Annotated in this window: 19 protein-coding genes and 1 pseudogene; 17 read left to right on the top strand and 3 right to left on the bottom strand. The window is 60.9% G+C overall.

Translation table 11 applies throughout. The features are described from left to right. Positions 1 to 54 precede the first annotated feature (54 nt). Positions 55 to 486: pseudogene (locus tag ATO6_RS23565) on the top strand (integrase core domain-containing protein); the annotation flags it as partial. Positions 487 to 647: 161 nt separating this feature from the next. Here ATO6_RS23565 and ATO6_RS23560 read toward each other — a convergent pair. From ATO6_RS23560 to ATO6_RS23550, 3 genes are all read right to left on the bottom strand, one after another. Continuing rightward, positions 648 to 2,390 carry a hypothetical protein gene (locus ATO6_RS23560; RefSeq protein WP_088626394.1) on the bottom strand — a complete coding sequence of 581 codons (1,743 nt, stop codon included), beginning with the start codon at positions 2,388 to 2,390 and terminating at the stop codon, positions 648 to 650. Between the two features lie 11 nt (positions 2,391 to 2,401). Then, a complete protein-coding gene (locus ATO6_RS23555) occupies positions 2,402 to 4,207 on the bottom strand; it encodes a hypothetical protein (RefSeq protein ID WP_088626393.1) in 1,806 nt (601 codons plus the stop codon). Between the two features lie 119 nt (positions 4,208 to 4,326). Then, positions 4,327 to 4,875: a hypothetical protein gene (locus ATO6_RS23550; RefSeq protein ID WP_088626392.1), complete on the bottom strand. Its 549-nt coding sequence runs from the start codon at positions 4,873 to 4,875 to the stop codon at positions 4,327 to 4,329. 1,038 nt (positions 4,876 to 5,913) lie between these two features. Between ATO6_RS23550 and napE the strand changes: the two genes are divergently transcribed. From napE to ATO6_RS23470, 16 genes are all read left to right on the top strand, one after another. After that, positions 5,914 to 6,165, top strand: coding sequence for a periplasmic nitrate reductase, NapE protein (gene napE, locus ATO6_RS23545; RefSeq protein ID WP_369597080.1), 252 nt, complete (start codon positions 5,914 to 5,916; stop codon positions 6,163 to 6,165). A gap of 6 nt (positions 6,166 to 6,171) precedes the next feature. Continuing rightward, positions 6,172 to 6,663 (top strand): ferredoxin-type protein NapF, encoded by a 492-nt coding sequence (locus ATO6_RS25655; RefSeq protein ID WP_088626390.1) that lies wholly within the window; start codon positions 6,172 to 6,174, stop codon positions 6,661 to 6,663. Next, a complete protein-coding gene (locus tag ATO6_RS23535) occupies positions 6,656 to 6,931 on the top strand; it encodes a chaperone NapD (RefSeq protein ID WP_088626389.1) in 276 nt (91 codons plus the stop codon). The genes ATO6_RS25655 and ATO6_RS23535 overlap by 8 nt, the downstream gene beginning before the upstream one ends. Further along, positions 6,916 to 9,423, top strand: coding sequence for a periplasmic nitrate reductase subunit alpha (napA, locus tag ATO6_RS23530; RefSeq protein ID WP_088626388.1), 2,508 nt, complete (start codon positions 6,916 to 6,918; stop codon positions 9,421 to 9,423). The genes ATO6_RS23535 and napA overlap by 16 nt, the downstream gene beginning before the upstream one ends. Then, positions 9,423 to 9,881, top strand: a complete 459-nt coding sequence (locus ATO6_RS23525) for a nitrate reductase cytochrome c-type subunit (protein ID WP_088626387.1) — start codon at positions 9,423 to 9,425, stop codon at positions 9,879 to 9,881. The genes napA and ATO6_RS23525 overlap by 1 nt, the downstream gene beginning before the upstream one ends. 1 nt (position 9,882) lies before the next feature. Continuing rightward, complete coding sequence (locus ATO6_RS23520) at positions 9,883 to 10,575, top strand: NapC/NirT family cytochrome c (protein ID WP_088626386.1); 693 nt, start codon at positions 9,883 to 9,885, stop codon at positions 10,573 to 10,575. Between the two features lie 132 nt (positions 10,576 to 10,707). Then, positions 10,708 to 10,878, top strand: coding sequence for a twin-arginine translocase TatA/TatE family subunit (locus ATO6_RS23515; protein WP_088626385.1), 171 nt, complete (start codon positions 10,708 to 10,710; stop codon positions 10,876 to 10,878). Positions 10,879 to 11,042: 164 nt separating this feature from the next. Next, positions 11,043 to 13,223, top strand: a complete 2,181-nt coding sequence (locus tag ATO6_RS23510) for a NosR/NirI family protein (RefSeq protein WP_088626384.1) — start codon at positions 11,043 to 11,045, stop codon at positions 13,221 to 13,223. Between the two features lie 13 nt (positions 13,224 to 13,236). After that, entirely contained in the window at positions 13,237 to 15,135 is a 1,899-nt protein-coding gene (gene nosZ, locus ATO6_RS23505; RefSeq protein ID WP_088626383.1) for a TAT-dependent nitrous-oxide reductase, read from the top strand. 17 nt (positions 15,136 to 15,152) lie between these two features. Then, positions 15,153 to 16,406 (top strand): nitrous oxide reductase family maturation protein NosD, encoded by a 1,254-nt coding sequence (locus ATO6_RS23500; RefSeq protein ID WP_088626382.1) that lies wholly within the window; start codon positions 15,153 to 15,155, stop codon positions 16,404 to 16,406. Beyond that, positions 16,403 to 17,311 carry an ABC transporter ATP-binding protein gene (locus ATO6_RS23495; RefSeq protein WP_088626381.1) on the top strand — a complete coding sequence of 303 codons (909 nt, stop codon included), beginning with the start codon at positions 16,403 to 16,405 and terminating at the stop codon, positions 17,309 to 17,311. Before ATO6_RS23500 ends, ATO6_RS23495 begins: the two co-directional genes overlap by 4 nt. Further along, positions 17,308 to 18,135 (top strand): ABC transporter permease, encoded by an 828-nt coding sequence (locus tag ATO6_RS23490; protein ID WP_088626380.1) that lies wholly within the window; start codon positions 17,308 to 17,310, stop codon positions 18,133 to 18,135. The genes ATO6_RS23495 and ATO6_RS23490 overlap by 4 nt, the downstream gene beginning before the upstream one ends. Beyond that, positions 18,132 to 18,665 (top strand): nitrous oxide reductase accessory protein NosL, encoded by a 534-nt coding sequence (locus ATO6_RS23485; RefSeq protein ID WP_088626379.1) that lies wholly within the window; start codon positions 18,132 to 18,134, stop codon positions 18,663 to 18,665. Before ATO6_RS23490 ends, ATO6_RS23485 begins: the two co-directional genes overlap by 4 nt. Continuing rightward, positions 18,662 to 19,573, top strand: coding sequence for an FAD:protein FMN transferase (locus ATO6_RS23480; RefSeq protein ID WP_088626378.1), 912 nt, complete (start codon positions 18,662 to 18,664; stop codon positions 19,571 to 19,573). Before ATO6_RS23485 ends, ATO6_RS23480 begins: the two co-directional genes overlap by 4 nt. A gap of 83 nt (positions 19,574 to 19,656) precedes the next feature. Next, positions 19,657 to 20,805, top strand: coding sequence for a copper-containing nitrite reductase (nirK, locus tag ATO6_RS23475; protein WP_088626377.1), 1,149 nt, complete (start codon positions 19,657 to 19,659; stop codon positions 20,803 to 20,805). Positions 20,806 to 20,902: 97 nt separating this feature from the next. Then, positions 20,903 to 21,718, top strand: coding sequence for an SUMF1/EgtB/PvdO family nonheme iron enzyme (locus tag ATO6_RS23470; protein ID WP_254919257.1), 816 nt, complete (start codon positions 20,903 to 20,905; stop codon positions 21,716 to 21,718). Positions 21,719 to 21,982 lie beyond the last annotated feature (264 nt).

The raw sequence follows: 21,982 nt of genomic DNA, 5'->3' as shown, positions 1-21,982 counted from the left end.
AATCCTCCGTTGCTCAAACCCCTAAATCTGTCCGATGGGTGCTGACGTCAGACAGTCTCGGACAATCTGAGCGCTGGCCGCCGCTTTCACATTCTGTGCGTGATCGACGACTTCAGCCGCGAATGCCTTGCGACGGTCGTCGATACCTCGCTCTCCGGCTATCGCGTCGCCCGAGAGCTGGATCGGATCGCCGAGGTCAGAGGCCATCCCTGCATGGTGGTCAGCTACAACGGGACCGAGCTGACCTCGAACGCCATCCTCAGCTGGCAGGAGGAGCGCCAAGTGGAATGGCACTACTTCGCGTCAGGAAAGCCCATGCAGAATGGCTTTGTCGAGAGCTTCAACGGCCGTCTCCGGGACGAGTGCCTGAACGAGCACATGTTCGCCAACCTGCGTCATGCCAGGGAGCTGATCTCCGCATGGCGCGACGACAACAACTACCAACGCCCCCACACGAGCCTCGACGAGCTCACCCCGTGGGAGTGACAGATGTGAAACGACGAAGCATCAAACGAAGGGTCAATCTTCGTCCAGTCCGACAATCTTCCGAGAAATCTCTGGTCGATCATCTCGTTTTTCGGTGGAGTGGGTCTTCACCCACTGGACCGGAAAAGCTTGGTGGAAGGCCAGGCGAGGAAACACTCGGCTTACAGGAGCGCCAGCAATGCCTCCGCCTCTTCGTCCATCTCGATCATGGCCGCAACCATGTCTTGGCTTTCACTCATCCGCAGACGCTCCAACCCGACCGCCTCATACCATCTTGCGGTCCGCTGCGAACTTTGGGCGCAGAGCGCCAGCGCCGCTCGCGTGCCGCGTGCTCCGAGGGCCCCGAGCAGCGTGTGAATACGGGTCCGGCTTATCACGGAGCCAGTTCCCAGATGAACGTGCCACCGGTTTGATAGATTGCGGATACTACGCACCTGCCCATCGCTTTTCGGGAACACTGGAGCATGGGCCCGCATGATCGCTTTCCGTAGATCAGGGAGCATCCTTTCATCCTGTCCCCGGAGGATCAACGCATCCAAGAATGGCGTCAGAATTGGGGCAAGAGGGCCAGACAGGGCACTGTCTGTCTTTGATGTGCGCAGATCGAGATAATAGGAAACATGCTCACCCTGCTCATCGAGACCCCAATCGGAAGGATCATCATCGCCGATGTATCGGATTTCCTTGCCCCAATGCAGAAGAGTGTCCGCGTTCCTCAAAGGGATTAGCGAGAGGAAGGGCAAGGCAGCCGCATCTACATATTGTGTAGTTCGACTCCGACGGTCCATGATACTGGGAGCTTCATCCAGCAGAGAATTTGCTTTTTCAAAAATCGCCTGTAGGTCTGGAAGGTCGGCCAGTCTTCCTTCTTTGACTTTCACATCCCGCCTCGAGGCACGCTCGTAGTGACCGACAAGGTCCGCGAGATCCCGAACAAGATCTCGATCGAGACCAAGACGTTTAGCAAAGGTTTGGAGAGAGGCGAAAAGGATCTGGCGGCTGCTGGCCCGAACGCCGCGATGTTCGAGTGCCTTGTCGTAGGCTGCGATGGTTTCGAGATTGATTGCATCAGGAAGACCTTCTTCACGCGCGGAGTAGATCATCTGCCGCGCAGCCCCGGTCATGTTCGAAACCGTTTTCCGAGACAGCTTTCGCCCGCGGATCGGCTTCCCCGACAGCAACTTGTCCAGCAGCCCCAGCCATTCAGAAGGCAGTTCATCCCGCGCAACAGATGCACGCAAGGCACGCGTCTGAGGCTCGGTCTTAGGCTCTGGCTTTCGCCTCTGGTAGCGCTCCGCTTCTTTAATGCTGCGTGCTTGCTCAACCGCCATAATGGCCGGATGGGCAGGTGTGAGAAGCTTTTCCAGTCCACCCCTGAGGGTGCGCAGCAGCATGGAGGATTCCTGATCTGCGACGAAGGCCAGGAAATCATCGGTCTCTGTGCCACGTCCATGGGTTTCACTGAACGCCATGAAGCGGTCGACGGCTCGCAGCTCGTTCAATGGCATTGTCTGGGTCGCGTCGATTGATCGGAAATTATCCCAACGCGGTTCGTTCAGGACAGCAACCCGCGGCCGGTCGTCTTTGTGTCGTGTTCCCCTCCGCTTGGTTGATGAGATCATGCTCAACGCGGCTTTGAGCGATTCAGTCGCGGGGTGCTCCTTACCGACAAGGTCGCGCAACGCACGCTTGGCACATTGGAGCCGATGACGGCTTGAGCCTCCGAATTCGGAGGCGGTCTCGATCGTGATGCCCGAGAGAGAACCACCGGCGAAATCGCGAATTAGTTCGGCAAGTTTCCGGAGGTCCTCGACCTTAATGTCGCGAAAGCCGGAAAGTCCCGAAACCTCGGCGAGTTCGGGAGCTTCGACCAGAGCATTCCAGTCGCGCGGATCTCTATTCATTTCGCGATCTCCTACGAATCTATCATGTCTGCAATGAGTTGCTGGCCTTCCGCCATTGCCTTCTCACTATGAACCCAGGCGTAGTATCGCAGCACAGTCTCTTGCGTATCGCCCAGTCGCACTGCGATCCATCCGATGCGCTCCGGATGTCTGTGATAGAGAAGCGATGCCTGTCCGTGCCGGTAGTTATGCGGTGTGCAAGGCACGCCAACATCATCGCGCATGATACGCACAAACCACCCGTGAAATGTCTCATAAGGGCAAGGCCTGTCAGGGTCGCTCAACATCGGTATGAGCCAAGGGCTGGACGCCATTTCACCGGTATCCGGGTCTGTCAGAATCAATGGACGGACGTTTGCGAGATACCAAAGAACAGTCTCAGAGAACCGGTGTGGGCCTGGTTGCATCGTAAAGCGGATCTCTTCGCCGTTTTTGACGAATGCTCCTGGGATGACGACTTGGACATCCTTTTTCGCCAGTCGCATCCAGGCTTTGTCGACGCCGAATGGCATTTCCAGCACGTTTTCGACGCGTGCCGGTGCCCCACCGATCTCGATCGAGCAGAAGAGTGCGACGGCTCCGTTTCTTATGACTTGACCACGTTCTTCACGCGTGAGCGAACGCGCTTCGCTGGCTGCACGGTCCAGAATGTCTTGAGCAATTACCCTGGGGGTGGCGTGAGCGAGAAGAAAGCTATTGCGGAACTTCTTTCGCTCAATAAGCGCTCGGCAGAATTGTTTCGTCCGCTCCGGCATGCCCGCTTTCTTGGAGTGATGGCCGAGTTCCTCGACCTCCTTGATTAAGCCTCTGAGCACGGCATCATCAATGCCGTTCCGGGCGAAGATGATAGGAAGTCGCGCCACAATGGTCGTGGCGTGACGTGCAGTAATCCCGTCGTCTCCAATGCGTTCGACAATGTGCCCGAGCATATCCGCAAGCGCATCTGGATTTTCGAGGCATGCGGAAAAGCTGTTTGCGCGCGGGTTGAGGTGCCCTGTAGCAATAAAAGCATCGATCATGGCTCGCATCGACGTGCGCATACCCACACGGGTGCCATCGGCGACGTATTCGTACATCTTTTTGGCGCGAATATACCTTATCCGAGCGCCTTTCTCGACAAACTCCTCCAACTCGAAGTTGAAATGCGCTGGGACGGCATACCGGAAGACACCGTCGGCCACGATGGGGGTGATCGGGTGCGGAAATCGGCGCGCAATATCAGGACACGCCTGCTGTCCGTAGGCGATCCGTTCGGATGCTTTTCTGATACTCTTCCGCTCACTCTTTTTTGCTGCGTCGTATATGCGCATGAGAACGAATTGGTCGAGTTCCGCTGGTAGGATGTCGATACGTCGAGCCGCCATCGTCAGCGTGTTCCGGATCGGGATCATCTTCTTCTTGCAGTTGGGCCCGGCGATTATGTCGAGCCTTTCAAACTCGGAGGCAGCGTCGTCCCAGTCGTCGATAACAGCGCGAAGAGCCTTCTTTTCTTCTACGACGCCCAACATCTCTTCGAGAAGTGGACGAACCCGGTTGCGGTAATCTTGGTAGGTCTTCTGCTCGAAAGGCATGGTCGTGGGGTCCCAGGCATTCGCAGGAAACATCTGATCGAACCAAGCAAGATTCAGCGGGGCGTTGTCAGCAATCATGCCCTTTGCCTTCAGCAGCCCGTTCACGGCGCTTTTTGTCTTGGTTGCGGAACTCTTCGAGGCGCCCGCGGACACCTTCTCGCGCAGAAATTCCGAAATTGCGGCCCAGGTTCTTGGAATCACCGGCGTCGCTTTGCCCTTGGTCATTTGGTCGATGGTCTGGAACATTTTCGATCCTTTCTTGTGCCTGTAATCTTGGCCATTTCTTCTTGGTCCGAAGCGAGATCCGCATTCTCTCCAGACGGAATGCGGCTCTCGCGGTCGGCCCGAGGAGAGGGGACGCCAATCTATTCTGAGTTTTTCGGCGGCAGCGGTTGCATTGTGCCGGTGTAGGAGACTGGCACGATCGGCTTTTCGGTCTTGGTCTGCTCCGGCCGACGCCTGATCATCGCTGCCCGTTCGGCGTAGACTGAAGGAGCGACGTAGCCACATACCTCGAGCGGCAACCAGAGGCGGATCCGCCTGCTGATATTGATCAGAGGCCGGGGAAAGCCGTCCCTAAACACACCGCTGTGGCAGTATCCATTCACGGTTGATGACGCGAGGCCGGCGTGCTCTGCCGTTCGGGCCGCGTCCCACAACATGTTCCTGCGTTTGCTCCCCAGGGTGAGTTCGTCCCAAAGGGCTTCCGGCTGCTCTGCCTCAAGGCCGACAGCAAACCAGATCTCAGTCCACGGTCGGCTCTTGCGTTTCGGCAACCCAAGACGCCGCATGATCAAGCGGCGGGTGTCATCGCCGCAGTCGCCAAAAAACCGCTCGAGGTCAGCGTTGGAGGCCATTGACGTGGGGGTGACGGGAGTGGCTTCAGCGGCTGTGGTATTCGGAGATGCTGGCATGTTGAGGTCCTTTCGGGAAGGACCTGGGTGCAGCCGACGACAAAGAAAAATCCTTTTTTAGCATCGCTGGACAGACGGGGTTGCACGGGTCGATCAAACGTCGAACAGTGAACGTCAGAGGTTCCTCGGGACGAGAAGAGTTGCCGACTTCACGCGACCACAGAAAACTGCGCGGGTAATTGCCAATTCCCTTTGGACCGCACTGTTTTCGTGGGCGAGCGGTTCTCACACATCTGGAGCTTCCGCTCCAACGTGATCGGGTTCTGGGAGCCTGGCGAGGAATGCCGCCTGACAGGATTGCGGATCAGTCGATGTAGCTGGCGATGGCGTTTTCTGCCTACCAGATCGGCTCATTGAACAGGAACTGCCGTTCGCATCAGCCGTCGTCGGGCGGTAGGCAATTTGAACGCTCATGGCGCCGGCGATCTGCGTTCCGGCGTCTGTGTTCATGTCGGCGAATATTGGTCGTTTCTGTGGAGGTCAAAATTCGGGGTGCAAGATGCAGGCAGAAAAAACAACCACCCAACCTACACCCTTCGGGGATTCTTAGGATTCTGGGATTCTCTTGATTCAGGGGGCATTTTAACGGCGTAATTTCAGTATCTTGCATGGGTGCTGGTCGCACTATCTCTGGTGTGAGCCGTAGGATGTCTGCGTTAGGTCGCAAAAAGCCTGAACCAAGTCGCGTTTTGCCGGACCTAAGCCGCACGATGCATGCGCGACGTCGCAAAATAATTGCTGTCCAGATCGCGGAAATGTTATCTGTCCGCGGTCATGTGAGGCGTCAAGAAATACGACCGCAATCGAAGTTCCGCGCGTTCGATTGGTGCTGCCGACCAATGGCATACAACCCGGCAAAAGAGCGCACAGGCCGCAGGGGTGACGCGGCACGGCAGGACCATGTCGAACCCGGATAGGCTTCGGTTGAATGCCGCTCAAAATCCGACGACCGGGGGGCTCACGGTTGCGTGATGGCGGTGCGGTCTGCAATGATGCAATCGAAATGCCGATTCACTGCGGGCGCAACGGCTCAATCTAATGAGTGCTTGTCGCTTCGTTAACCAAATCTTTACTCGGCATGGTGATTTTCGGAGGTCTGATATGACTTCGAGCAGCGCCAACCAAACCGGAACCACCCCGCCTCTCAGCAGGCGGCAGGAAATTTTCAGGTTTCTCGTCCTCGCCTTCGGAATCTGGCCCGTCATCGCCGTTGGTGTTGTCGGTGGCTATGGCTTCCTTGTTTGGATGTATCAGATCATTGCGGGTCCACCGGGACCACTCGGTCATTGATGCGCCATGCCAGCCCAAGCCAGCATATCCCGTCGGCAACTCCTGAAAGGGTCTACTGGTCCCGCTGAATTCAGGCCGAGGCCGCCGGGTGTGAACCTGGTGTCGCTCCGTGATTGCACGCGCTGCGGGGATTGTGTTTCGGCTTGCCCCGAGGGGGTTCTCGGCCTTTCCGATGACGGTGTGATCCTCTTGCCGGTCCGGGGGGAATGCACCTTCTGCGGCACCTGCGCGGAGGTTTGCGAGGCACCGGTCTTTACGACTGATTTTCGCTTGTCCCACACGTTCGTGATTTCGAACGCTTGCCTCGTGCAGGCCGGTATCACCTGCATGTCATGCCGGGACGCCTGTCCGGAGGAGGCCATTTCTATGCAGCCGCGGATCGGTGGGCCTTTCCTGCCGATCCTACACCAGTCGGCCTGCACGGGCTGCGGCGCTTGCGTCGCACCGTGCCCGGCAGATGCCATTCATGCCGTGAGAAAGGAGCCTGCCGATGCCTGAGCGCTGGCACGTCTCGTCTGCAGTTGTGAGCGTCAGGGACACGCATCGCGATGCCGTCGCAGAAGGTCTCATGAGCCTGAAAGGGGTGGAAATCCACGGTGGCGATGCGACCCGGCTGATCATCACGATCGAGGGTGACAGCACCGGTCAGCTTGGGGACCGACTGACCGAGATAAATCTCATGCCCGGCGTGCTCGTGGCGAACATGGTTTTCGAACACGCAGAAGAACCCGACGAAACGGAGGAGCCAATATGCCACTCGACCTGAACCGACGTCAGCTTCTGAAGGCACAGGCTGCTGCGCTCGCCGCATCCGCCGCAGGGCTTCCGCATGATGCGCTTGCGCAGCCGGTTCCGGGCGGTGTCGAAGCCCTGAAGATCAAGTGGTCCAAGGCGCCTTGCCGGTTCTGCGGCACCGGCTGTGGCGTAATGGTTGGCGTGAAGGAGGGCAAGGTGGTCGCCACGCACGGGGACATGCAGCATGAGGTCAACCGCGGCCTCAACTGCGTGAAGGGCTACTTCCTGTCCAAGATCATGTATGGTGAGGACCGCCTGACCACGCCGCTCATGCGCAAGACAAACGGTGAATTCGACAAGAACGGCGAATTCGAGCCGGTTACGTGGGACGAGGCCTTCGACGTAATGGCCGAGCGGGTCAAGAAGCAGCTGAAGGAGAAGGGGCCGGAGAGCATCGGTATGTTCGGCTCCGGCCAGTGGACGGTGCTGGAAGGCTACGCCGCGACCAAGCTGATGCGGGCGGGCTTCCGGTCGAACAACCTCGATCCGAACGCGCGACATTGCATGGCCTCTGCTGCCGTTGCTTTCATGCGGACCTTCGGCATCGACGAGCCCATGGGCTGCTACGACGATTTCGAACATGCGGATGCCTTTGTGCTCTGGGGCTCCAATATGGCCGAGATGCATCCGATCCTCTGGACCCGCCTGGCCGATCGTCGGCTGGGCACGCCCGGCGTGAAGTGTGCGGTTCTGTCGACCTTCACGCATAGGTCCATGGACCTTGCCGACATCCCCATGGTGTTCAAGCCGGGCACCGATCTGGCGATCCTGAACTACATTGCCAACCACATCATCCAGACCGGCCGGGTGAACGAGGAGTTCGTCGGCAAGCACACCACCTTCATGAAGGGGCAGACGGATATCGGCTACGGCCTGCGCGACGAGGACCCGCGTCAGCAGGCTGCGACGGGCGCGGCCAATGCCGGGCTGATGGAACCGTCGGACTTCGAGGCGTTCAAGGAGCATGTCTCGACCTACACGCTCGAATACGTCAGCGACCTGTCGGGGGTCGAGCCGGGCTTTCTGGAAGAACTGGCAGAGCTTTACGCCGACCCGGACACCAAGGTCATGTCGCTCTGGACGATGGGCTTCAACCAGCATGTCCGCGGCGTCTGGGCGAACCAGATGGTCTACAACATCCACCTTCTGACCGGGAAGATCTCCGAGCCGGGCAATTCACCGTTTTCGCTCACTGGTCAGCCCTCGGCCTGTGGCACGGCGCGCGAGGTCGGGACCTTCGCGCACCGTTTGCCTGCAGACATGGTGGTGACCAACCCGGACCATGTGCACCACGCGGAGGAGTTGTGGAAGCTGCCACACGGCCTGCTGAACACCAAGCCGGGGTTCCATGCGGTGCTTCAGGACCGGATGCTGAAGGACGGCGTGCTGAACTTCTACTGGGTGCAGGTGAACAACAACCTGCAAGCGGCACCCAACTCGCAGAACGAGACCTACCAGGGCTACCGGAACCCCGACAATATGATCGTGGTCTCCGACGCCTATCCGACAGTTACCGCCATGGCCGCCGATATCATCCTGCCCGCCGCCATGTGGGTTGAGAAGGAAGGTGTCTACGGCAATGCTGAACGCCGGACACATGCCTGGCACCAGCTGGTCGATGCGCCGGGTGAGGCACGGTCGGACCTCTGGCAACTGGTCGAGTTCTCGAAACGCTTCACGACAGACGAGATCTGGCCGGCCGAAATCCTCGATGCGCATCCTGAATACCGGGGGAAAACGCTCTACGAGGTCTGCTTTGCCAATGGTCAGGTCGATGCCTTCCCCTTGGATGAGGTGCGCGACGACTACGAAAACCAGGAGGCGAAGGATTTCGGTTTCTACCTCCAGAAGGGCCTCTTCGAGGAATACGCCGCCTTCGGGCGCGGTCATGGTCATGATCTGGCGCCCTACGACACCTACCAAAGCGACGAGGTGCGAGGGCTGCGCTGGCCGGTCGTTGATGGGGAGGAGACCAAGTGGCGCTTCAAGGAAGGCTATGATCCCTACGTGACGCCCGGCAGCGGTTGGGAGTTTTATGGAAAGCCCGACGGCCGAGCTGTCATCATCGCGGTTCCCTACGAGCCGCCGGCGGAAAGTCCGGACGGGGAGTTCGACATGTGGTTGGTGACGGGCCGGGTGCTGGAACACTGGCATTCCGGGTCGATGACAATGCGCGTGCCGGAACTCTACAAGGCGTTTCCGGGGGCCAAGGTCTTCATGAACGCGATCGACGCCAGGGAACGCGGGCTGAACCAGGGGATGGAGGTGCGGGTGATCTCGCGCCGGGGGGAGATACGCAGCCGGGTCGAAACGCGCGGTCGCAACCGGATGCCGCCCGGCGTGATCTTCGTGCCGTGGTTCGACGCCAGCCAGCTGATCAACAAGGTGACGCTGGATGCGACGGACCCGATTTCGAAACAGACGGACTTCAAGAAATGCGCTGTGCGCGTGGAGAAGGTCTGATGAGACATCTTCGCCTCCCGACCATCCTCGGCACCTGCCTTACGGCGACCTTCGTTCTTGCTCAGAACGTGCCGGAGCTTTCCGGACCGTCCCCCAACCCGATGGAGCCTGTGCCAGCCGCCCCGCTGGAACGCTATGTGACCGACGACGTGCGCCAGATGCGGGCTTATCCGGAACAGCCACCGGTGATCCCGCATTCGATCGAGGGTTACCAGCTGTCGGTCAATGCGAACCGCTGCATGTCCTGCCATAAACGCGAACATTCACTCGGGTCCGGGGCCCCGATGATCTCGATCACGCATTACATGACGCGCGACGCTCAGATGCTCGCCGACGTGTCCCCTCGTCGGTATTTCTGCACTCAGTGCCATGTGCCGCAAGCCGATACGTCGGCGCTGATCGGGAATACCTTCACGGACATGTCCGAATTGGGTGCGTCGGGCGCGGGGAGCGAGTGACATGCGCTGGATACTTGCCCCTTTCCGCTGGTTCTGGGACGTCCTTTGGACCCCTGCCGGAACGCTCGGGCTCGGGTTCCTGACCTTGGGCGGGTTCGTTGGCGGGGTGATCTTCTGGGGCGGTTTCAACACTGCGCTCGAATACACCAACACCGAGGACTTTTGCGTCTCCTGCCACGAGATGCGCGACAACGTCTTCGAAGAGCTGTCGCACACCGTCCATTTCTCCAACCGGTCCGGGGTGAGGGCAGGCTGTCCCGACTGCCACGTGCCGCATGAATGGACCGACAAGATCGCTCGGAAGATGCAGGCGTCGAAAGAGGTCTGGGGCAAGATCTTCGGGACCATCGATACCCGCCAGAAGTTCCTGGAACACCGATTGGTCATGGCGAAGCGTGAATGGTCGCGGCTGAAGGCCAATGATAGTCTTGAATGCCGGAACTGCCATTCCGAAGTGGCGATGGACCTCAGCCGCCAATCTCCGCGCGCGGCGGAGATCCACACCGAATACCTGCTGTCCGGTCAGCGAACCTGCATCGATTGTCACAAGGGTATCGCGCATGAGCTCCCGGACATGACCGGCGTCGAACCGGGCTGGACCGTGCCAAAGGAACTTCAGGGCGAGACACAGCCGGGTCTCTCACCGGCGGAGGAGATCCAGAGTTTTCTTCTGGAACGGCAGATCGGCGAATGAAACCTCGCGAGTTTGCTGAAGCGCAAAGACAGCAGCCGCAGGGAAGCGCATGTCTACCAGCGTTCTTCGCCTTTGATGCGAAGTTAGGCGCGGCCGACGTGCCGGTGTAATTGCAAAAAAGGACATGACGTCATGCTGAACAATATCGGATTGCCGGGTCTGGCGATCATCCTCGTCGTCGTGATCGTGCTGTTCGGGCGCGGCAAGATTTCTTCGATCATGGGCGAGGTAGGGCAGGGATTGACCGCCTTCCGTCGCGGTATCAGGCAGGAGCCGGAGACAGACGAGACCACAGCCGCCTGAACCGCGGGGAAAAGAAAGAAAGACAGTGCGGGGCCCAAGGCCCCGCTTTTCGTTTCTCCGCACCCGCAATTCGCCGAGAACGTTGCTCAATCGCAAACTCCGCACCCGGCCCCGCCTTTAAGCAACGCCTAAAGAAGTTTGGGCTGATGTGAGGCGGCGAGAAGATGCGAAGCGCGATACGCCAGATTGCTTGGGCGGTGGCCGTCCTGTTGGGCATTGCTGTTCAAGCCTTCGCGGCGCCTTTGGTGGATCAATTCATTGAGGCTGTAGAGCCCCAGGACCTCGTGCCTGGAGCCGAGGCCTTCGGTGTTCCGCGCGACGACGGGCTCGTGCCGACGCTGAAGGGGAGCGACACGATCGGCTGGGTGTTCCTGACCTCTGATTTCGTGCCCACGACCGGGTATTCGGGCAAACCGATCCACATACTCGTCGGCCTCTCGCCCGAGGCACATCTGACCGGTGCTAAGCTGATCAAGCATTCGGAGCCGATCGTTCTGGTCGGTATCCCCGAGAGCGAGATCCGGGCGGTTATAAATCACTATACCGGGTTCGATCTACGGTCCGTGGCGGGGCCGAGGGATACGGATGACCTGGAAATCGTCTCGGGGGCCACGGTCACCATCATGGTGATCGACGACTCGATCCTGAGGGCTGGCGTGAAGGCTGCCCGCGCGTTGGGGCTGGACGGTTTCGCGGCCCCGTCCGCATCAGGTCCGCGGAAAGAGATCGCCCCCGATGCCGGTCAAGTGACCGACTGGGAAACGCTGGCCGGAAATGGTGCCATTCGCCGCCTCATGCTGGACGTCGGAACGATCAATGCGGATTTCGCCGCGCTCGGTGATCCGCGGACGGAGAAAAACGCGGAAACAGCGGCACCCGATGAGGCCTATGTCGACGTCCGGACAGCGCTGGTCAGCCATCCAGCCATTGGGCGGCCGCTGCTGGGCGAGGCGGGCTGGGACAATCTGGCCGCACGGCTGGAACCGGGGGACCACGCCATCGCCGTATTCGGTGCCGGAGAATGGTCCTTCAAGGGCTCGGGCTACGTGCGCGGTGGCATTTTCGACCGTTTCCAGCTGATCCAGGGTGAGATGTCCTATCGGTTTCGCGATCGCGGGCATCAGCGCATCGGACAGATCGCGGCCGAGGGCGCACCGGATTTCGAAGAGATGGACCTGTTCATCATCCCCGCAGCGTCTGGGTTCGATCCGGCCCGGTCCTTCCGGCTGCAATTCCTCGTCAGTCGTGCCGTCGGTCCGATCGAAAAGGTCTTCCTGACCTATGATCTGGGCTACGAGTTGCCGTCCCCATATGTGCGCGAGGTTCCTTCTGAACCCGTCGCACAGGCAGAACCGGCAGCGGCCGACACGGACGCCCGCGACGCGCTCTGGCAACGGATATGGGATACCAAGCGGCTACAGGTGATCGTTCTTGCCGCCGCGCTGGCGCTCCTGTCGGGCATCTTCTTCTTCCAGGCCTTCGCGACCCGGAACGCGCGAACCTTCGCGATCCTGCGCAACGCCTACCTCGTGTTCACGCTCGTCTTTGTCGGCTGGATCGCCAATGCGCAGCTCTCGGTCGTGAACATCCTCGCGGTGGTCAACGCTGTTTTCAGCGACTTCCAGTGGAACACCTTCCTGATGGACCCGCTGATCTTCATCCTTTGGTTCGCCGTGGCGGCAGCCCTGCTGTTCTGGGGGCGAGGGGCCTACTGCGGCTGGCTGTGCCCGTTCGGCGCGCTTCAGGAACTGTCGAACAAGATCGCGCGCCAGTTTCGAGTGCCGCAGGTGACGCTGCCATGGGGGCTGCACGAGCGGCTCTGGGCGGTCAAATACATCATCTTTCTTGGACTCTTCGGCCTGTCGCTCTATTCGCTCGAACTGGCCGAGCGGTTTGCCGAAGTTGAGCCGTTCAAGACTGCGATCATCCTGAAATTCGCGCGGCCTCTGCCTTACGTGTTGATCGCATTCGCCTTTCTGCTGCCGGGGCTGTTCATCGAGCGGTTCTATTGCCGCTACGTCTGCCCCCTCGGCGGCGGCCTCGCCATCCCGGCGCGTCTGCACATGTTCCGCTGGCTCAAACGCTACAAGGAATGCGGCAACCCGTGTCAGCTCTGCGCGACGGACTGCCCGGTCGATGCCATCCACCCGACGGGCGAGATCAACCCGAACGAGTGCATCTCCTGCCTGAATTGTCAGGTGCTCTACCAGGATCACGCGCGCTGTCCGGTCGTCATCAAGACCGACAAACGGCGCGCCAAGGACGCGGCATCGGCGGCAGCGCTCGCGGCCCATGCCGAACGACCGAACCTCGGTCATCCCAACCAACTTTCCAATGCCAAATGAAGGAGGAAAGACAATGAGCGAAGAAACCAAAGGTGTGTCCCGCAGGGGGCTGTTCAAGGGAACAGCAGGTGTCGCGGCCCTCGCGACCGTCGCCGGCACCAGCGGACTGGGCCTGCTTGCCTCGACCCGCAAGGCAGCGGCTGCGACGGCCTCGATCGAGGTCGCACCGGGCGAATTGGACAGCTACTACGGCTTCTGGTCTTCAGGCCAGTCGGGCGAAGTGCGCATCATCGGCGTGCCGTCCATGCGTGAGCTTATGCGCATCCCGGTGTTCAACCGTTGCTCGGCAACCGGATGGGGGTCCACCAACGAAAGCCTGAAAATCCTGACCGAGGGGCTTCTGCCGGAGACGAAAGAGTTCCTCGCCAAGCGGGGGCGCGTGACCTACGACAACGGAGACCTGCACCACCCGCACATGTCCTTTACCGAGGGCACCTATGACGGGCGCTACCTGTTCGCCAACGACAAGGCCAACACCCGTGTCGCGCGCATCCGCTGCGACATCATGAAGACCGACAAGATCATCGAGATCCCGAACACGTCGGATATCCACGGTCTGCGGCCGCAAAAATACCCGCGCACCGGCTACGTGTTCGCCAACGGCGAACACCGCATCCCGCTGCCAAACGACGGCATCGTGCTGGATGAGCCCGAGAAATACGTCTCGATCTTCACCGCCATCGACGGCGACACGATGGAGATCGCCTGGCAGGTGATCGTCAACGGTAACCTCGACAACTGCGACGCGGATTACGAAGGCAAATATGCCTTCTCGACCTGCTACAACTCCGAGAACGGGGTCACGCTGGCGGACATGACCGCCAACGAGCAGGACTGGGTCGTCGTCTTCGACATCAAAGCGATCGAGGCCGGCATCGCGGCCGGGGATTACACCGAATACAATGGTGTGAAGGTCATCGACGGTCGTGAAGCCGGGAAATACACCCAGTATATCCCCGTCTCGAACAGCCCGCACGGCTGCAACATGGCCCCCGACAAGCGCCACCTGTGCATCAACGGCAAGCTGTCGCCCACGGTGACCGTGATCGACGTGACCAAGCTGCCCGAGGTCTTCGGCGGGGCAGAACCGCGCTCGGCCGTAGTGGCTGAGCCGCAGCTGGGCCTCGGCCCGCTCCACACCGCATATGACGGAAAGGGCAACGCGTTCACGACGCTCTTCCTCGACAGCCAGATGGTGAAGTGGAACATCGAGGACGCCATCAAAGCCTTCAACGGCGAAGACGTCGACCCGATCATCGAGAAGATCGACGTGCATTACCAGCCGGGCCACAACCACACCACGATGGGCGAGACGCTTGAGGCGGACGGGCAGTTCCTGATCTCGCTGAACAAGTTCTCGAAAGACCGGTTCCTGAACGTGGGTCCGCTGAAACCCGAGAACGACCAGGTGATCGACATCTCGGGCGAGAAGATGGCGCTTGTTCACGACGGCCCGACCTTTGCCGAGCCGCACGACTGTATCCTTGTGCGCGCCGACAAGGTGAACCCCGTGTCGATCTATGACCGTGGTGACAGCCTGTGGGAAGAGGCGCGGCTTCAGGCCGAGAAGGACGGTGTGGAACTGGAATACGGTGCCGATGTCATCCGGGACGGCAACAAGGTGCGGGTCTACATGCACTCGGTCGCTCCGGCGTTCAGCCTGGATCAGTTCGAGGTGACACAGGGCGACGAGGTGACGGTCTACATCACCAACATGGACGAGGTCGACGACCTGACCCATGGCTTCACCCTGGGCAATCACGGCATCGCCTTCGAGGTTGGTCCGCAGGCCACGGCGTCGGTGACCTTCACCGCCGACCGTCCGGGCGTGCACTGGTATTACTGCCAGTGGTTCTGTCACGCGCTCCACATGGAGATGCGCGGCCGCATGCTCGTGAAACCGGTCGCGTAAGGGGAGGGGATCGGATCATGCGCTCTCTGGTTTTCGTGCTGGCCCTTTGCCTCGCTCCGCTTGCGTCCTTTGCGGAGACGGTCGAGGTGCGGCCGGGACCGGGGGCGCTGGTGCGGGCCCTCGCGACCGTCCGGCCCGGCGATACATTGGTGCTTGGGGAAGGCACCTATGCCGGGCCGGTGATTATCAAGACACCTGTTACGCTCACGGGACCTCTTGCCCGGATCGAAGGTCCGGGCGAGGGCTCCGTCGTCACGGTCGATACCGGCGGCGTGACGATCACCGCGCTCACAATCTCGGGCGCGGGTGCCCGGCTCAGCGAACTCGACAGCGGCATTCGCCTGACGAAGGCGGCCAAGGGCACTATCATCGACGGAGTGACGTTGAACGGGAACCTGATCGGGATCGACGTCCATGGTGCCCGTGATGTCACCATCAGAAACAATCGGATCGACGGCCGCAACGACCTCCGTGTCGCTGAACGCGGACCGGGCATTTACGTCTGGAACGCACCGGGTCTCACGGTCGAAGACAACCAGATCTCGAAAGGCCGGGACGGCGTGTTCATCACGACGTCAAATGACGCGGTCTACCGGCGCAACCGTTTCAGCAATCTGCGGTTCGCGTTCCATTCCATGTATGCCAACCGGATCGAGGTCACGGACAATATCAGCCGCGACAACGACATGGGCTTTGCGTTCATGTATTCGACGCGCCTGATCGTCGAACGGAACCTGTCGGACGGAGACTCCAACCACGGCTTTTTCATGAACTTCGCCAATCGCGCCGAAATGCGTCGGAACGAAGTGCGCAATGGCGGCGAAAAATGCCTGTTCATCTACAATTCCAACCACAACCGGTTAGAGGGCAACCGCTTCGAAGGCTGTGGGATCGGTGTCCATTTCACCGCAGGCAGCCAGGGCAACGTGCTGGCCGGAAACGCCTTCATCGGTAACAGAACCCAGGTGAAATACGTCGGCACCACGTGGATGGAATGGTCGGCCGACGGCATCGGCAACTACTGGTCCGATCACGTCGCCTTTGACGTGAACGGCGATGGCATCGCCGACAGTCCATATCGGCCTAATGACAGCATCGACCGTCTTGTCTGGTCGCAGCCGGCGGCACGGCTGCTGATGGGGGCACCGGCCATGCAGCTCATCCGATGGTCGCAGTCAAGGTTCCCCGGGCTATTGCCCGGGGGCGTGACCGATACCCATCCGCTGACGTCGCCGACCGGAACCGGACTGCCGCAAGGAGATCCATCATGACTGCAATCCTCGCCATCAATGCTCTCTGTCTGTCTTTCGGTGGGCAGCAGGTTCTCGACGATGTTTCGCTGTCCGTTCAGCCCGGCGAGCGGTTGGCCTTGCTCGGCCATAACGGAGCCGGCAAGTCGACGCTGTTCAAGACGGTTCTCGGGTTCCTGCGTCCAAGCTCCGGCACCGTTGCCGTCGCCGGCCGCGCGCCGGGGTCCAACGCGGCCAGAGAGGCCGTGAACTACCTCCCCGAGGTCGTCTCGTTCCAGAGGAACCTGTCGGGCCGCGAGGTGCTGAGCTATTTTTCAGGCCTGCGGGGAACACCGAAGGCCGAGGTTTCGGACCTTCTGGCGCGTGTCGGCCTTCTGGATGCCGCCGATCGGGCGGTCGGGACCTATTCCAAGGGGATGCGCCAGCGTCTCGGGCTGGCCCAGGCCCTGATCGGCGCACCGCGGCTTCTTCTGCTCGACGAACCGACCAGCGGTCTCGACCCGGTGTCACGCCACGAGTTCTACGAGGTGATCGCCGATGCGGCGGTCCGGGGCTCCGCCGTGCTGCTCTCGTCGCACGGGCTTGAGGAGGTGCAGGACAAGACGGACCGCATCGCGATCCTCGCCCGCGGGAGGTTGACGGCTGAGGGCACCCTGGCCGAGCTGGCTCAGGAAGCGGGCTTGCCGACCACGATCCGCATATCGGCCAAGCCGGGGGCGGCAGACGATCTTCATGGCGAATTCGGCGGGCGGCGGGTCAACGGATGCCGCCTGGACCTCGATTGCGCGCAGGGCGCGAAGGTGGACCTTCTTGCGCGCCTCGGGCGGCACCATGACAAGCTTCGGGACGTCGAGATTGCGCCTCCCGGTCTCACCGACATCTACCGGCATTTTTCCCGAATGAGCCCGGCGGAGGACCAGATATGAGCACGCGCATCGGCACCGTTTTCGGACAGGAGTTGCGGCAGGCGCGACGTAACCTCTGGGTCATTCTGGCAACCGCAGTGCTTGGCTTGTTCGCTTTGGCGCTGGCGCTCTTTGGTGCTGGGCAGGGAAGTGGCCTGAAGGTCGACGTGCTGACGCTGACGGCGGTCAGCCTTGCGACCCTTTCGGTCTACCTGATCCCGCTGATCGCCTTGCTCATGTCCTATGACTCGATTTCCGGAGAGGTCGAGCGAGGATCTCTTGCCCTGACCTTTGCCACGCCGGTCCGTCGGTGGGAGGTGTTCGTCGGGAAGCTTTTGGCACAGACGGTTGCGGTCTGCGTCGCCATCCTGATCGCCTTCGGCACCGTCGGATGTATCATCGGTTTCCTGGCCGAAACCAGCCGGGACGGCGTGTCGGCTTGGCTCCGGTTGATGCTTTCGGCGGGCGGGCTGGGGGCGATCTTCGTCGGGATCGGGCTGATGTTGTCGGCGCTGACTGGGCGAACCGCGCGGGCCGCCGCGGCCGCTGTGGGTGTCTGGCTGCTGCTGGTCGTCCTTTATGACGTCGCGCTTCTGGGTGCCATCATGGCGGCGGGTGAGGGCATCTTCGCCACTCATGTCTTCCCATGGCTTGTCATCGCGAACCCCGCCGATGCGTTCCGCCTATACAACCTTGCCATGATCGACGCCGCGCCCGTCGCGGGGATCGACGGCCTTTCGCAAACACTTCCGTTCCCGCCGGTGGCCGCGCTGGCCGCCCTCGGGCTTTGGCTGGTGGTAACCATCGCCATCGGCTCCGCCCGCACCAAGAGGATTGTCCCATGAAGAAAGTTGTGTTCGCCCTTGCCGTGTCTCTGGCCCTGACCGCCTGCAAGGAAGATGTGGCAAGTGTCGTTGTCCCCGTCGAGATGACGGACGATGCGCTCGGCCATTACTGCCAGATGTTTGTCGCGGACCATCCTGGTCCCAAGGCACAGGTCCACCTGAAAGGCCGGGCAGAGCCGCTCTGGTTCAGCCAAGTGTCCGATGCCGCCGCTTATATGCATGACCCGGAGCGCGAAATGGAGGTCACTGCGGTCTTCGTCTCCGACATGAGCCACGCGGAAAGCTGGAGCGTGCCGGGTATCGCCAACTGGCAGGCTGCCGAAACGGCCTTTCTCGTCATCGAGAGCGATCAGCTTGGCGGAATGGGGGTGCCGGAAGCGCTACCGTTCAGCCGCCGTGAGGATGCGACCGCCTTCGTAGCGGAAAGGGGGGGACGCATCGTCCAATGGGGTGATGTGCCGGAAAGTTACGTGCGTCCCGCGGAAATCGGGATGAGCGGGCATGCCGCCCACGGGGAGGTCATGCAATGACCCGGTTCTCGAGACGTCGTTTCATTGCCATGTCGGCCGCGACCCTTGCGGCTGGCCGTGCATCCGCTGCGGGCAGAGAGGTCGCCTACTGGCGGGGGCAAGCCCTTGGCGCGCGCGCCGAGATCGCCCTTTGCGGCATTTCGCAGGCCGAGGCGGCTTCCCTGTTTGACGGCCTTGAATTGGAGCTTTCGCGTATCGAGAGCCTCTTCTCGCTCTACCGGACGGACAGCGCCCTGGCTCAGCTGAACCGGGATCAGATTCTGCGTAACCCCGATCCCGCCATGCTGCATCTCTTGTCGGAGGCCCGGGCGGTCTTCACGGCGACGGAAGGCGCCTTCGATCCAACGGTCCAGCCGCTGTTCGACCTTCATGCTCGTGCGTTTGGCGAAGGACGCCGTTTCGGGGCGGACGAAGTGCAGCACGCGCGTCGCCGGGTCGGATTTCAACATGTGTCGCTATCCCCGCAGGCTATTAGGTTTCAAAGGGGCGGTATGGCTCTGACCCTGAACGGGATCGCACAGGGCTATGCAACGGATCGCCTTGCCTCTCTTCTGAAGAGTGCCGGTCTCCGGGACATACTGGTGAACGCAGGAGAAATCCGGGCCCTTGGGGACGGGCAGGGATGGCGTGTATCGATCCCCGGCGGCCGGACCGTCACCTTGAAAGACCACGCAATCGCCACTTCGGATGTTTCGGGCACCTTGGTCGATCCCGTCGCGGGTATCGGACACATCTTCGATCCCAGGCGTGACGCGCAGCTTACTTTCGGGCCAGTCTCGATATGTCATGACAGTGCGGCGATTGCGGATGCCGCATCGACTGCGGCCGTTCTCATGTCGCCATCGGAACGCGACCTGCTTCGGCCGCTCGGGGCGAAAATCGTCGGCTCGGCTGGCATTCGGTCCTGAAGTTTGTGTTTCCGCAACGTTCGAAAACACCAGGGCCGGTAGCGTCTTCTCAAACAGCATTCATACCTGAAAGGAGATTGAAAATGCTGACGAGAAGAGCCGCACTGATGGGCGCCGCCGGCATTGCCGCGCTGCCCGTTCTCGCCAAGGCCGCCAAGGCCGAAGAGATCATGGACACCTCGATGGCAGCCCCCGTGGATCTGTCGAGCCTGAAGCGCATAAAGCGCAAGCTCGTGCGTCCTCCGATGGTGCACGAACATGAACAGGAAGCCCCGGCCGAACCGCGCATCGTCGAATTCGAGATGCAGATCGTCGAGAAGGAGATCGAGGTCGACGATGGTGCCTACCTTCAGGCCATGACCTTCAACGGGTCGGTTCCCGGCCCCATGATGGTTGTCCACGAAGGCGACTATGTCGAACTGACACTGTTCAATTCGCCTGAGAACATGATGCAGCACAACATCGATTTTCACTCGGCGACCGGTGCGCTTGGGGGCGGGTCCCTGACGCTGGTCAACCCCGGTGAAAAGACCACGTTGCGGTTCAAGGCAACGCGTCCGGGGACCTTCGTCTATCACTGCGCCCCGGGTGGCCCCATGATCCCCTGGCACGTCGTGAGCGGCATGTCCGGCTGTATCATGGTCCTGCCCCGTGGTGGTCTGACCGACCACAAGGGCGATCCGGTGCGCTATGACCGCGTGTTCTATATCGGGGAGAACGACTTCTATATCCCGAAGGACGAAAACGGCGACTACAAGCGGTTCGAGGACGTGGCCGAAAGCTATCCCGAGACGCTGGAGGTGATGAACGGCCTGATCCCGAGCCACGTGGTCTTCAACGGCAAGGTCGGCTCCCTGACCGGGGACAATGCGCTGCACGCGGCGCAGGGCGAAAAGGTCCTGTTCGTGCACAGCCAGGCCAACCGGGATACCCGGCCCCACCTGATCGGTGGCCACGGCGACCTCGTCTGGGAACGCGGCAAGTTCAACAACACGCCGCAACGTGACCTCGAAACGTGGTTCATCGCGGGCGGGTCCGCCGGCGCGGCTCTCTACGAGTTCCTCCAGCCGGGCGTCTATGCCTACGTGAACCACAACCTGATCGAGGCTGTGAACCTCGGCGCGACGGCCCACGTGGTGGTCGAGGGCAACTGGAACAACGACCTGATGGAGCAGGTTCAGGCGCCTGTCGAGTATAACGGCGCCTACGAAGGCAAGACCGCGCTGCCATAAGGCGCGGCTGTTCCAAGGCGGAAGGTGACTGGGGCGGCCGGATTATCCGGGCGCCCCCTTTTCGTGATGAGGTGCCGATATGGACAGGATGAGAGTGTTGATCGGGCTGGCTGGCCTGACGCTGGTTTGCGGCCTTGGGGCAGGGGCTTGGTTTGGCGATCAGGCGCGCGATCGGGTTGCCGTCCAGGCTTTGCACGCGGCATCCCTTGAAGGGGATGTCGTGCGGGTGCCTGCTGGTGAGGTTGCGTATCGACCGCTTGGCAACTTCAGCCGCGACGGCAAAGCCGCGACACCGGGCGTGCAGAGGCTTCCGGTCGGCGCATTCGATATGATGAAATACCAGGTCTCGCGACGGGACTACATGGCCTGCGTTGCGGAAGGCGCTTGTGCTGACGTGGACACCGGCACTGGCGGGCTGGCCCAAACAAACGTCAACTGGATCGACGCGACTGCATACGCCGCGTGGCTATCCGAACAGACCGGCCAGACATGGCGTCTTCCGACCGTGCTGGAGTGGCACCGGGCTGCCGCCGAGCGTCAGGGTGATGCGGCCCCGGATGAAGGCGACCTCGACCCCGGAGAACGCATGTTGTCGCAATACCAGCGCGGCGTATTTCTACGTGGCAGTTCCAGTCCGGCGCTAAGACCGCGCGGCGGCTTTGGCGAAAACAGCCTCGGCCTGGCGGACATGGGCGGCAATGTCTGGGAATGGACGGATGGATGCATGGAAAACGGAGAGATCGGAGACGATGGTGTGATCACTGCCCGCGATCCCTACTGCGGGGTGCGCATTGCGGGCGGTCGTCATCAGGCGGCAATCATCGACTTTGTCCGCGATGCCAGTGTCGGTGGTTGCGCCGTCGGACTGCCGCCGGACCATCTTGGGTTCCGACTGGTGCGAGAGGTTCTTTGATGGCCCGGGGGCGAGTATGCCGTAGCGCTTGGGCCGCATTTTCATAGGCTTCGGTGCTTAGGATGACCTACCCGCTTCGTTTTCAGGTCAGCTCTCTGATGCGCCGCTTCGTTGTCTCAGAACCTGTTGAATCATCTTCCAGTTTTTGGCCTCGTCATGATGGCCGGTGTCTTCGCACGTTCTGATTTTGGTGCCGACAAGGACTTCCGCCCTGCGTCCGTGGGCGCGTCGCAAGGCGCTTGCTTGCCGTGATGCTGCGATCGG

It is taken from the genome of Oceanicola sp. 22II-s10i, from assembly GCF_002210105.1.
In the GTDB taxonomy this organism is placed as follows: domain Bacteria; phylum Pseudomonadota; class Alphaproteobacteria; order Rhodobacterales; family Rhodobacteraceae; genus Pseudooceanicola.
Note: the sequence above shows the minus strand (reverse complement) of the source record. Positions and strands in the feature narration are given on the sequence as shown.

Excerpts from the sequence above, each read along its gene's own strand:
- ATO6_RS23560 (WP_088626394.1), bottom strand. The coding sequence starts at position 2,390 with ATGAATAGAGATCCGCGCGACTGGAATGCTCTGGTCGAAGCTCCCGAA.
- ATO6_RS23555 (WP_088626393.1), bottom strand. The coding sequence starts at position 4,207 with ATGTTCCAGACCATCGACCAAATGACCAAGGGCAAAGCGACGCCGGTG.
- ATO6_RS23550 (WP_088626392.1), bottom strand. The coding sequence starts at position 4,875 with ATGCCAGCATCTCCGAATACCACAGCCGCTGAAGCCACTCCCGTCACC.
- napE (WP_369597080.1), top strand. The coding sequence starts at position 5,914 with ATGAGTGCTTGTCGCTTCGTTAACCAAATCTTTACTCGGCATGGTGAT.
- ATO6_RS25655 (WP_088626390.1), top strand. The coding sequence starts at position 6,172 with ATGCCAGCCCAAGCCAGCATATCCCGTCGGCAACTCCTGAAAGGGTCT.
- ATO6_RS23535 (WP_088626389.1), top strand. The coding sequence starts at position 6,656 with ATGCCTGAGCGCTGGCACGTCTCGTCTGCAGTTGTGAGCGTCAGGGAC.
- napA (WP_088626388.1), top strand. The coding sequence starts at position 6,916 with ATGCCACTCGACCTGAACCGACGTCAGCTTCTGAAGGCACAGGCTGCT.
- ATO6_RS23525 (WP_088626387.1), top strand. The coding sequence starts at position 9,423 with ATGAGACATCTTCGCCTCCCGACCATCCTCGGCACCTGCCTTACGGCG.
- ATO6_RS23520 (WP_088626386.1), top strand. The coding sequence starts at position 9,883 with ATGCGCTGGATACTTGCCCCTTTCCGCTGGTTCTGGGACGTCCTTTGG.
- ATO6_RS23515 (WP_088626385.1), top strand. The coding sequence starts at position 10,708 with ATGCTGAACAATATCGGATTGCCGGGTCTGGCGATCATCCTCGTCGTC.
- ATO6_RS23510 (WP_088626384.1), top strand. The coding sequence starts at position 11,043 with ATGCGAAGCGCGATACGCCAGATTGCTTGGGCGGTGGCCGTCCTGTTG.
- nosZ (WP_088626383.1), top strand. The coding sequence starts at position 13,237 with ATGAGCGAAGAAACCAAAGGTGTGTCCCGCAGGGGGCTGTTCAAGGGA.
- ATO6_RS23500 (WP_088626382.1), top strand. The coding sequence starts at position 15,153 with ATGCGCTCTCTGGTTTTCGTGCTGGCCCTTTGCCTCGCTCCGCTTGCG.
- ATO6_RS23495 (WP_088626381.1), top strand. The coding sequence starts at position 16,403 with ATGACTGCAATCCTCGCCATCAATGCTCTCTGTCTGTCTTTCGGTGGG.
- ATO6_RS23490 (WP_088626380.1), top strand. The coding sequence starts at position 17,308 with ATGAGCACGCGCATCGGCACCGTTTTCGGACAGGAGTTGCGGCAGGCG.
- ATO6_RS23485 (WP_088626379.1), top strand. The coding sequence starts at position 18,132 with ATGAAGAAAGTTGTGTTCGCCCTTGCCGTGTCTCTGGCCCTGACCGCC.
- ATO6_RS23480 (WP_088626378.1), top strand. The coding sequence starts at position 18,662 with ATGACCCGGTTCTCGAGACGTCGTTTCATTGCCATGTCGGCCGCGACC.
- nirK (WP_088626377.1), top strand. The coding sequence starts at position 19,657 with ATGCTGACGAGAAGAGCCGCACTGATGGGCGCCGCCGGCATTGCCGCG.